Annotated in this window: 9 protein-coding genes; 8 read left to right on the top strand and 1 reads right to left on the bottom strand. The window is 61.2% G+C overall.

What is annotated here, in order from left to right:
* From sucB to HMPREF2935_RS00690, 7 genes are all read left to right on the top strand, one after another.
* On the top strand, positions 1-1,048 hold a 1,048-nt coding region (gene sucB / locus HMPREF2935_RS00720), incomplete at its 5' end, for a 2-oxoglutarate dehydrogenase, E2 component, dihydrolipoamide succinyltransferase (protein WP_070432635.1).
* 370 nt (positions 1,049-1,418) lie between these two features.
* A complete protein-coding gene (gene gcvP / locus HMPREF2935_RS00715; protein ID WP_061923919.1) occupies positions 1,419-4,289 on the top strand; it encodes an aminomethyl-transferring glycine dehydrogenase in 2,871 nt (956 codons plus the stop codon).
* A 40-nt stretch (positions 4,290-4,329) separates the two neighbouring features.
* Positions 4,330-5,442 (top strand): glycine cleavage system aminomethyltransferase GcvT, encoded by a 1,113-nt coding sequence (gene gcvT, locus HMPREF2935_RS00710; protein WP_061923710.1) that lies wholly within the window; start codon positions 4,330-4,332, stop codon positions 5,440-5,442.
* A gap of 66 nt (positions 5,443-5,508) precedes the next feature.
* Entirely contained in the window at positions 5,509-5,898 is a 390-nt protein-coding gene (gene gcvH / locus HMPREF2935_RS00705) for a glycine cleavage system protein GcvH (RefSeq protein WP_062043887.1), read from the top strand.
* A gap of 159 nt (positions 5,899-6,057) precedes the next feature.
* Complete coding sequence (gene lipB / locus HMPREF2935_RS00700) at positions 6,058-6,861, top strand: lipoyl(octanoyl) transferase LipB (protein WP_070731572.1); 804 nt, start codon at positions 6,058-6,060, stop codon at positions 6,859-6,861.
* Positions 6,862-6,949: 88 nt separating this feature from the next.
* Positions 6,950-8,014 carry a lipoyl synthase gene (gene lipA, locus HMPREF2935_RS00695; protein ID WP_061923719.1) on the top strand — a complete coding sequence of 355 codons (1,065 nt, stop codon included), beginning with the start codon at positions 6,950-6,952 and terminating at the stop codon, positions 8,012-8,014.
* 30 nt (positions 8,015-8,044) lie between these two features.
* Positions 8,045-8,827, top strand: a complete 783-nt coding sequence (locus tag HMPREF2935_RS00690; RefSeq protein ID WP_062043880.1) for a DUF4191 domain-containing protein — start codon at positions 8,045-8,047, stop codon at positions 8,825-8,827.
* Positions 8,828-8,923: 96 nt separating this feature from the next.
* On the opposite strand, the gene HMPREF2935_RS00685 is transcribed toward HMPREF2935_RS00690, so the two are convergent.
* The gene (locus tag HMPREF2935_RS00685) at positions 8,924-9,397 is read right to left on the bottom strand and encodes an RDD family protein (protein WP_061923726.1); all 474 of its coding nucleotides are present in this window, start codon (positions 9,395-9,397) and stop codon (positions 8,924-8,926) included.
* 139 nt (positions 9,398-9,536) lie between these two features.
* Here HMPREF2935_RS00685 and glnA point away from each other — a divergent pair, with 139 nt between their 5' ends.
* Positions 9,537-10,970: a type I glutamate--ammonia ligase gene (glnA, locus tag HMPREF2935_RS00680; protein WP_062038139.1), complete on the top strand. Its 1,434-nt coding sequence runs from the start codon at positions 9,537-9,539 to the stop codon at positions 10,968-10,970.
* Positions 10,971-10,979 lie beyond the last annotated feature (9 nt).

Raw genomic sequence — 10,979 nt, 5'->3', positions numbered from 1 at the left:
GGCAGAGCCGAAGGCTGAAGAGAAGAAGGAAGAGCCAAAGGCTGAGAAGTCTGCAGACGCTTCCTCCACCCCGGCTGCTTCCGAGGGCTCTTCCAAGATCAACAACGGCGATAACGTTCCTTACGTCACCCCGCTGGTACGCAAGCTGGCGGAAAAGCACGGCGTTGACCTTTCCACCGTTTCCGGCACCGGCGTTGGCGGCCGCATCCGCAAGCAGGATGTCCTGGCAGCTGCAGGCGAGGGCGAGGCACCGGCGGCGTCGGCAGCCGGCTCCTCCAACCCACGCGCACGCTGGTCCACCAAGTCCGTGGATCCGGAAAAGCAGGAACTCATCGGCACCACCCAGAAGGTCAACCGCATCCGCGAGATCACTGCTGCAAAGATGGTTGAGGCTCTGCAGATTTCCGCACAGCTGACCCACGTCCAGGAAGTCGACATGACTGCCATCTGGGATATGCGCAAGAAGTCCAAGCAGGCCTTCATCGACAAGCACGGCGCTAACCTGTCCTTCCTGCCGTTCATCGTTAAGGCAACCGTTGAGGCTCTGGTTTCCCACCCGAACGTCAACGCTTCCTACAACCCTGAGACCAAGGAGATGACCTACCACGCAGACGTCAACGTGGCTATCGCCGTCGATACCCCACGTGGCCTGCTGACGCCGGTCATCCACAAGGCACAGGACATGTCCCTGCCGGAGATCGCAAAGGCTATTGCTGAGCTGGCTGACAAGGCCCGCAACAACAAGCTGAAGCCGAACGACCTCACCGGTGCCACCTTCACCGTCACCAACATCGGCTCCGAGGGTGCACTCCTCGATACCCCGATTCTGGTTCCGCCACAGGCCGGCATCCTGGGCACCGCCGCTATCACCAAGCGCGCAGTTGTTGTCAACGAGAATGGCCAGGACGCAATCGCTATCCGCCAGATGTGCTACCTGCCGTTCACCTACGACCACCAGGTTGTCGATGGCGCAGACGCAGGTCGCTTCATCACCACCATCAAGGACCGCCTTGAGACCGCCGACTTCGAGGCTGACCTCGAGGTCTAAGGAGTTAAACCCTTAGTAGTTTAGGGTTTTCCGCCCCGCAGGCTCCCCTGTTTCCACTGCTGTGGATACTCGGGAGCTTGCGGGGTTTTCACTTATCTCCCCGCAAACGGGGGTGTTAGGCCTGCCCGAGTCTGTCCGGCGATTTCTCAACCCTGTTCCTCGCCCACGGGCCGCGTAGGGAGTCTATTCGGCACTTTTAGGCTCTTAGCGCGGCTATGGGCGACGCCGTCGTTGTGTGGTGCACGAAAAGACTTCTATAAACCGATTTAGGTCACAGCCATAGGCTTTATACTTAGGGTCGGTTTAGGCCATGTTTTAGGCATTCACCATGACGTCCTTCACGGAGCTTCTTTCAAAGGAGATTGAACTTATGGATTTCATCTCGCGCCACCTCGGACCAAATTCTTCCGAGCAAGCGACGATGCTCAACGCACTGGGATACAACAGCGTGGACGCGCTTGTCGACGCCGCACTTCCCACAACCATCCGCGCCGCATCGGCACCGCAGTTGCCAGATGCCTTGAGCGAGAATGAAGCGCAGGACAAGCTGCGCGAATACGCCAGCCAGAACATCGTGTTGAAGTCCTTCTATGGCCAGGGCTACTCCGACACACTTACCCCGGCCGTCATCCGCCGCGGCCTGCTGGAGGATGCTGGTTGGTACACCGCTTATACCCCGTACCAGCCGGAGATCTCCCAGGGCCGCCTGGAAGCACTGCTGAACTTCCAGACCATGATCGAATCCCTGACCGGTCTGCCGATTGCAAACGCTTCCCTGCTCGACGAGGCTTCCGCTACTGCTGAGGCAGTCGGCCTGATGTCCCGCGCGGTCAAGAAGGGCCGCCGCGTCATCCTGGACTCCCGCCTGCATCCGCAGGTGCTCGCTGTGGCGGCGGAGCGAGCTCGCGCCATCGAGCTCGAAGTGGAAATCCTCGATATCCGCGAGGGCCTCGTGGGCGAAGACCTCATCGGCGCCGTCATTGCGTACACCGGCACCGAGGGCGACGTCTTTGACCCACGCGGCATCATCGAGGAGCTGCACACCCGCGGTGCGGTTGTCTCCGTCGTCGCCGACCCGCTCTCCCTTCTTTTGTTGGAAGCACCGGGCAAGCTGGGCGCGGACATCGTGCTGGGCTCCGCGCAGCGCTTCGGCGTCCCGATGTTCTTCGGTGGCCCGCACGCGGCATACATGGCCGTTACTGACAAGCTCAAGCGCCAGATGCCGGGCCGCATCGTCGGCGTTTCCAAGGATGCAGACGGCCGCCCGGCATACCGCCTAGCTCTGCAGACCCGCGAGCAGCACATCCGCCGTGAACGCGCTACCTCCAACATCTGTACCGCGCAGGCGCTGCTGGCCAACGTAGCGTCCATGTACGCCGTCTACCACGGCCCAGAAGGCCTGAAGGCAATCGCGCAGCACATCCATTCGCTGGCTGTTTCCTTCGCCGACGCAGTTCGTGAGGCTGGTGCACAGCTCGTAGCGGACGAGTTCTTCGACACCGTCACCATCGCTGACGTCGATGCCGCGGCCATCAAGTCCAGCCTGCAGGAGCAGGGCTACCTGGTGCGCGCCATTGGCTCCGACAAGGTATCCGTCTCCTTCGGCGAATCCGCAACCGCTGCAGACGTGGCGAAGCTAGCCGCGGCGTTCGGCGCCGAGATCGCAGCTGAAGCTGTGGCCAAGGATGACGCAGCACAGTCCGCACTTCCTTCCGCACTGGTTCGCGAGGAAGCTCCGCTGGATCACGCAATCTTCAACTCCATCCACTCCGAGACCCAGATGCTGCGCTACCTGCGCACTCTGGCAGACAAGGACTTGGCGCTGGACCGCACCATGATTCCGCTGGGTTCTTGCACCATGAAGCTGAACCCCACTGCCGCCATGGAGCCGATCTCCTGGCCAGAGTTCGCGGGCATTCACCCATATGCACCGGAAGAGACCACCGCCGGCTGGCGCGCGCTCATCGAGGAGCTCGAGGGCTGGTTGGCCGAGCTGACCGGCTACGCCAAGGTCTCCATCCAGCCCAACGCTGGCTCCCAGGGCGAGCTCGCAGGCCTGCTGGCCATCCGCCGCTACCACGTTGCCAACGGCGACGCTGGCCGCGACGTCATCCTCATCCCATCTTCCGCACACGGCACCAACGCGGCCTCTGCTACCCTGGCAAACCTGCGCGTCGTCGTCGTTGCTACCGCGGACGATGGCTCCATCGACCTGGCGGACCTGGATGCCAAGATCGAACAGCACGGCGAGCACATCGCCGGCATCATGATCACCTACCCATCCACCCACGGCGTCTTCGACCCTGAGGTCCGCGACGTGTGCGACAAGGTCCACGCGGCAGGCGGCCAGGTCTACATCGACGGCGCGAACATGAACGCGCTAACCGGCTGGGCACGCCCGGGCGAGTTCGGCGGCGACGTCAGCCACCTGAACCTGCACAAGACCTTCACCATCCCGCACGGCGGCGGTGGCCCGGGCGTTGGCCCGGTGGGCGTCGCCAAGCACCTGGTGCCATTCCTGCCCACCGATGCGAACGATTCCTCCATCGACCCGCAGCAGGCTACCTCGATTGAAAAGGGCGTTCCTTCTACCGCAAGCAAGTTTGGCTCCGCCGGCGTGCTGCCTATCTCCTGGGCCTACCTGGCCATGGTCGGCACCGAGGGCGTTGCACAGGCCACCAGCCACGCCATCCTGGGCGCAAACTACCTGGCAAAGTCCCTGCAGGATTCCTTCCCAGTTCTCTACACCGGCAACGCCGGCCTGGTCGCGCACGAGTGCATCTTCGACCTGCGCGAGCTGACCGATGCCTCCGGCGTTACTGCGGCGGACGTCGCCAAGCGCCTCGTGGACTACGGCTTCCACGCACCGACCCTGTCCTTCCCGGTCGCCGGCACCCTCATGGTGGAACCGACCGAGTCCGAGGACTTGGCCGAGCTGGACCGCTTCATCGAGGCCATGCGCGCAATCCGCGCCGAAATCCAGGCCATCATCGACGGCAAGGTCGCCTACGAAGCATCCGTTATCCACAACGCTCCGTACACCGCAGCGGCAGTGGCCTCTGATAACTGGGAGTACTCCTTCACCCGCCAGGAAGCCGCCTACCCGGTTGCCTCGCTACGCGCCAACAAGTACTTCCCACCAGTCCGCCGCATCAACGAGGCTTACGGTGACCGCAACCTGGTTTGCGCTTGCCCGCCGCCAGAAGCATTCGAGGTCTCCGCTGACGCGGAGGCCAACTAACGGAATCGAACTAGCAGAGAAGAACTCTAAAGGAGAAAAAATGTCTGAACTGCTCAACTCCCCGCTGCATGCAGAGCATGAAAAGCTTGGCGCATCCTTTACGGCTTTCGGCCCGTGGAACATGCCCCTGAAGTACAACAACGAGCTCGAAGAACACCGCGCGGTTCGTAGCTCCGCCGGCCTTTTCGACCTGTCCCACATGGGCGAAATTTGGGTCAACGGCGAGGATGCCGCAAAGTTCCTGTCCTACTGCCTAATCTCCGATATGACCACCCTCAAGGTGGGCAAGGCAAAGTACTCGATGATCTGCGCCGCAGATGGCGGCATCATCGATGACCTCATCACCTACCGCCTGGGCGAGACCAAGTTCCTGGTCGTGCCAAACGCCGGCAACGCTGACGTGGTCTGGGAGGCACTCAACGAGCGCGCTGAGGGCTTCGACGTGGACCTCAACAACGAGTCCCGCGACGTAGCCATGATTGCCATCCAGGGCCCGAAGGCAGCAGAAATCCTCATCCCGCTGGTCGAGGACAATAAGCAGGAAGCCGTCATGGAACTGCCTTACTACGCAGCGATGACCGGCAAGGTAGCGCGCAAGTACGCCTTCATCTGCCGCACCGGCTACACCGGCGAGGATGGCTTCGAGCTCATCGTCTACAACTCCGATGCCCCGGAGCTATGGGAGGAGCTGCTCAAGGCCGGTGCCGAGTACGACATCCTGCCGTGTGGCCTCGCAGCGCGTGACTCCCTGCGCTTGGAAGCTGGCATGCCGCTCTACGGCAACGAGCTCTCCCGCAACATCACCCCGGTTGAGGCCGGCATGGCGCGTGCTTTTGCCAAGAAGGAAGCTGACTTCGTTGGCGCTGAGGTCATCCGCGCTCGTGCAGAGGAAGGTCCGCAGGTCGCCATCACCGGCTTGGTCTCCGATCAGCGCCGCGCCGCCCGCGCCGGTGCTGAGGTCTTCGTTGGCGATACCAAGGTCGGTTCTGTCACCTCCGGTCAGCCTTCCCCGACCCTGGGCCACCCGGTTGCCATCGCGCTGCTGGATACCTCTGCAAACCTGCAGCCTGGCGACGCCGTCGAGGTAGACATCCGCGGCAAGCGCTACCCATTTAGCGTCGCGGCCCTTCCGTTCTACAAGCGCGAAAAGTAGTTCGCGGACGCGTGACAACCGTTAAGATAAGAACACATACCATCTTCCGAAAGGACTCCCATCACAATGGCTAACCTTCCTGCAGATTTCTCCTACTCCGAGGACCACGAGTGGATCAACTCTTCTGCTGACGCCGCACAGGGCGCAACCGTCCGCGTTGGCATCACCTCCGTTGCTGCTGACCGCCTGGGCGAGGTCGTCTTCGCTGAGCTGCCGGCAGTCGGTGACACTGTTACCGCTGGCGATACCTGCGGTGAGGTCGAATCCACCAAGTCCGTATCCGATCTCTACGCCCCAGTTACCGGCACTGTCACCGCTGTTAACGAGGCTGTTCACGATGACTACGCAGTCATCAACAACGACCCATTCGGTGAAGGTTGGCTCTTCGAGGTCGAGGTTTCTGAGACCGGCGAGCTGATGACCGCAGAGGAGTACGCTGCGGCAAACGGCGTTTAAGCCACTTACTGCTAAAGCGGGAGGGTTTCCTCCCGCTTTTTCTTTTGCCTCCGCCAACGCCTCCCCCTGCCCTCTCACCCCGGTGTTGGGCGGGCATTGGCCTGGGTGGCACTATCAGTATCGAACCTCGCGTTTTATTAGATTAAGGAAGCATCACACATGACAGCTCCTCGTGAGCCCTTCTTCCCCGCTGATCGCAGCATTCGCGCGTCGCAGGAAGCGCTGGAAATCCGCCACCTCGGCCGCATGGATTACCAACAGGCGTGGGATCTCCAGGCCGAGCTTGCCGCCCAGCGCGCAAAAGGCGAGCGCGGCGACATCATCCTCGTGGTCGAGCACCCCAACATCTACACCGCTGGCAAGCGCACGCAGCCGGAGGATATGCCGGACAATGGTCTGCCGGTCATCACGGTGGATCGCGGCGGGCGGATTACTTGGCATGGTGAGGGGCAGCTGGTGGTCTACCCCATCTTGAAGCTCGCGGAGCCTGTCGACGTCGTGGACTATGTCCGCCGGCTCGAAGAGGCAATCATCCAGACGGTGCGCGAGCTTGGTGTTCGTACCGCCGGCCGCATCGACGGCCGGTCTGGCGTGTGGGTGCCCTCCACCACCCAGGCCGTGGACCCGCAGGCCCCCAAGCGCGATCGCAAGATTGCGGCGCTGGGAATCCGCATCACTCGCGGCGTAACCATGCATGGTCTTGCGCTTAATTGCACCAACACGCTGGAGTATTACGAGCACATCGTCGCCTGCGGCATTGACGATGCCGACGTGACCACGCTGAGCCTCGAGCTTGGCCGCGATGTCTCCATGGAGGAAGCTGCGACACCGCTTCTCGACGCCCTGCAGCGCGCGCTTTCTGGTGAGCTCACCGTCGCGGACCACACCTTTGGTTCAGCACCGGACCCGATTAAGGTCGCCAACGAGAAGGCCCGCCAAAAGCGTGCCCAGAGTGCGGAATAATCCTCCACACACCGGACTTGTATTAGTAAGAGACAATCCCAACCCCGTAGAGTGAGTTTTTGTGACTGTTAAGCCTGAAGGACGCAAGATGCTCCGCATTGAGAAGAAGAATGCGGAATCCCCCATCGAACAGAAGCCGCGCTGGATCCGCAACCAGGTCCGCACCGGCCCGGGCTACGAGGATATGAAGTCCCGCGTGTCCGGCGCTTCCCTGCACACCGTGTGCCAGGAGGCTGGTTGCCCGAATATCCACGAGTGCTGGGAATCTCGTGAGGCCACCTTCCTCATCGGTGGCGATAAGTGCACTCGCCGCTGCGATTTCTGCGACATTGCCACCGGTAAGCCGGCGGAGTTGGACCGCGACGAGCCGCGCCGCGTTGCAGAAAACATCCAGGAGATGGACCTGAACTACACCACCATCACCGGTGTTACCCGCGACGATCTGCCGGATGAAGGCGCGTGGCTCTACGCCGAGGTCGTGCGCAAGATTCACGAGCTCAACCCGCACACCGGTGTGGAAAACCTGACCCCTGACTTCTCCGGCAAGCCGGATCTTCTGCAGGAGGTCTTCGAGGCGCGTCCAGAGGTCTTCGCGCACAATCTGGAGACGGTTCCGCGCATCTTCAAGCGCATCCGCCCGGCATTCCGCTACGAGCGCTCCCTAGACGTTATCCGCCAGGCCCACGACTTTGGCCTTATCACCAAGTCCAACCTGATCCTGGGCATGGGCGAGACCAAGGATGAGATCGAAGAGGCGCTGCGTGATCTGCGCTCTGCTGGCTGCGACATCATCACCATTACCCAGTACCTGCGCCCAGGCCCGCGCTTCCACCCGATCGAGCGTTGGGTACGCCCGGAGGAGTTCGTCGAGCACTCCAAGCTGGCCAAGGAGCTCGGCTTCGGCGGCGTCATGTCTGGCCCGCTGGTGCGTTCTTCTTACCGCGCTGGTCGCCTGTACGTGCAGGCGATGGAGGCCCGCGGTTTCGAACTGCCAGAGAATTTGCAGCACCTGGCTGAGACCTCGAAGGGCGCTACCGCCCAAGAGGCTTCGACGCTGCTCGAGAAGTACGGCCCTTCCCAGGAAACCCCGGTAACGACCCGCATGGTCAAGACCCCGGCAAACGCTGACTCCGCTGCCGCTGCAATTCGTTAATTTGCACCGCTGACCTTTAAAGTAGGAACCATGGCACAAGACGATAAGGCAAGCCTGAAGGCTGCAAAGAAGCAAGAGCGCGCCGCAAAACGCGAGCAGCGCAAGCAAACCCGTTCCCAGATGTGGCAAGCGTTCAATATGCAGCGCAAGCATGACAAGGCATTGATTCCTATCATGCTCGCCGCTTTCCTCGGCATGGGCCTGTTGTTCTTCCTTATCGGCCTGCTCTTTCACGGCGAGTGGTTCATGCTCATCCTGGGCCTCGGCATCGGCGCTTTGCTGGCGATGTGGCTGTTTACCCGCCGCCTTGAGCGCGACATGTACAAAAAGGTCGAGGATCAGCCGGGCGTTGCGGGGTGGGCGCTGGAGCAGCAGCTGCGCAACACCGTGGGCATCGTCTGGAAGGTCAAGACCGCGGTCGGCGTTACCCGCCACCAGGACCTCATCCACCGCGTCATCGGCAATGCCGGCGTCATCTTCGTCTGCGAAGGTGACCGCAAGCGCTTGACTCCGGTTCTCAACACCCTGAAAAAGCGCGTGGATAAGCTCGCCGGCGGCGTTCCGGTCTACGAGGTCTGGGTGGGCAACGGCGAGGACGAGGTTCCAGTGTCCAAGCTGCGCAATCACGTGATGAAGTTCCCGCGTAACTTCAAAAAGGACGAGACCTACGCAATCATCCGCAAGATTGAGGCCATGGATGACCTGCCAGGCACCACCCCGGGTCTGCCGAAGGGCCCGATGCCACGCCAGGCGCAGAACATGGCTGGCATGAACCGCCGCATGCGCCGCGCGCAGCAGCGTAAGGGCAAATAATACTTGTGCAAAAGCGGCCCTTCCTTGGAATCCACCAAGGAAGGGCCGCTTTTAGGTTTTGTAGGAAGCACCCTGCGACGCCGCAAGATAGAGGAACTAGACCATGATCACTGCGGTGCCGGTTGCGCGGTCGTGGATACCGCGGCCGTCGGTATCGACCATTGCGGCCGGGAAGAGGAAGCCGGTGAGGATGGTGCGCACTGCCGCGCGCCAGAAGCCCACCGTTTGCCCCGGGGCGTCGAGACGCGCCACGCCCATGCCCAGCAAAAGCATGCCCGGAGTGCGAGCAAAGAGCCAGCCGCAGAGGATGCCGACGATGACCCACAGCATGTAGCCCAGGAATGCAGGGCCGCCCAGCGCGTGGGTGAACATCACGATGAGATTGGCCAGCAGCATGCACACGATCCAGTCGATGAGAACCGCCCCTGCACGGCGGGCCACCGGCGCCAGCGCCCCGGAGCCAGACTCAGGAAGTCCGAGCTTTTCGCCCGGCCATGCGCCGGGGCCTTCGAAGTCATCATTTTCGCCCGGGATTGCGGGTCCATCGAGCCATGTTCGCTTATCAGCCATGTTGACCAATCTAGTGCCCCCTGCATGCAGACACGAAAACGAAATATATCTATAGATCGATGGGTTAACGTCCGAAGGCCAAATAAAGCTAGTAAACTTCGATGAAGAACATTTTTCTAAACCCCTGAGGAGACAAACAGTGTCTTTCGAGTCCGTCCAGGAAATCGTCAAGTTCATCGAGGATGAAGACGTAAAGTTCGTCGATATTCGTTTTACTGACGTTCCCGGCACCGAGCACCACTTTTCAATTCCCGCTTCGGAGTTCACCGAGGCCGCCGCTGAAGAAGGCCTCGCATTCGACGGTTCTTCCATCCGTGGCTTTACCTCCATCGATGAGTCTGACATGACCCTGCTGCCAGACCCAGCAACCGCGATGGTGGATCCTTTCCGCTCCTCCAAGACGCTGAACATCAAGTTCTTCGTCAACGATCCGTTCACCTTGGAGCCTTTCTCCCGCGACCCACGCAACGTCGCAATGAAGGCCGAGGAATACCTTGCTTCCACCGGCATCGCGGACGTGTGCAACTTCGGTGCTGAGGCCGAGTTCTACCTCTTCGATTCCGTGCGCTACTCCACCGACATCGACCATGGTTTCTACGAGGTAGACACCGACGAGGGCTGGTGGAACCGCGGCAACGAGGCCAACTTCGACGGTACCCCGAACACCGGTTTCAAGACCCGCGTCAAGGGCGGCTACTTCCCCACCGCGCCCGTCGACAAGCATGGCGAAGTCCGCGATGCCATGGTGCGCAACCTGCAGAACGCCGGCTTCCAGATCGAGCGCTTCCACCACGAGGTGGGCGCGGGTCAAAATGAGATCAACTACCGCTTCAACTCCCTGCTGCACGCGGCTGATGATATTCAGACCTTCAAGTACATCATCAAGAACACCGCCGCTGAGTACGGCAAGTCCGCAACCTTCATGCCAAAGCCGCTCGCGGGTGACAACGGCTCCGGCATGCACGCCCACATGTCCCTGTGGAAGGACGGCAAGCCGCTTTTCTACGATGAGGCAGGCTACGGTGGCCTTTCCGATATCGCGCGCTACTACATCGGCGGCATCCTCCACCACGCACCGGCAGTTCTGGCGTTTACCAACCCAACTCTGAACTCCTACCACCGCCTGGTTCCGGGCTTTGAGGCCCCGATTAACCTGGTCTACTCCCAGCGCAACCGCTCCGCGGCAATCCGCATTCCGATCACCGGCTCCAACCCGAAGGCAAAGCGCATCGAGTTCCGCGCTCCGGACCCATCAGGTAACCCGTACTTCGGTTTCGCTGCGATGATGATGGCTGGCCTCGATGGCATCAAGAACCGCATCGAGCCACACGCTCCGGTAGATAAGGACCTCTACGAGCTGCCACCGGCAGAGCAGGCTTCCATCCCGCAGGCACCAACCAGCCTTGAGGCTTCCCTGCGCGCCCTGGAGGAAGACAACGAGTTCCTGACCGAAGGCGATGTCTTCACCGAGGACCTCATCGAGACCTACCTGCAGTACAAGAACGAAAAGGAAATCGCTCCTTCCCGCCTGCGCCCAACCCCGCAGGAGTTTGAGATGTACTACGACTGCTAGTTTTTGGGG

The sequence above is a fragment of the Corynebacterium sp. HMSC076D02 genome (assembly GCF_001813815.1).
GTDB classification, from domain to species: Bacteria; Actinomycetota; Actinomycetes; order Mycobacteriales; family Mycobacteriaceae; genus Corynebacterium; species Corynebacterium simulans.
Note: the sequence above shows the minus strand (reverse complement) of the source record. Positions and strands in the feature narration are given on the sequence as shown.

Excerpts from the sequence above, each read along its gene's own strand:
- lipB (WP_070731572.1), top strand. The coding sequence starts at position 6,058 with ATGACAGCTCCTCGTGAGCCCTTCTTCCCCGCTGATCGCAGCATTCGC.
- gcvH (WP_062043887.1), top strand. The coding sequence starts at position 5,509 with ATGGCTAACCTTCCTGCAGATTTCTCCTACTCCGAGGACCACGAGTGG.
- gcvP (WP_061923919.1), top strand. The coding sequence starts at position 1,419 with ATGGATTTCATCTCGCGCCACCTCGGACCAAATTCTTCCGAGCAAGCG.
- HMPREF2935_RS00690 (WP_062043880.1), top strand. The coding sequence starts at position 8,045 with ATGGCACAAGACGATAAGGCAAGCCTGAAGGCTGCAAAGAAGCAAGAG.
- lipA (WP_061923719.1), top strand. The coding sequence starts at position 6,950 with ATGCTCCGCATTGAGAAGAAGAATGCGGAATCCCCCATCGAACAGAAG.
- HMPREF2935_RS00685 (WP_061923726.1), bottom strand. The coding sequence starts at position 9,397 with ATGGCTGATAAGCGAACATGGCTCGATGGACCCGCAATCCCGGGCGAA.
- gcvT (WP_061923710.1), top strand. The coding sequence starts at position 4,330 with ATGTCTGAACTGCTCAACTCCCCGCTGCATGCAGAGCATGAAAAGCTT.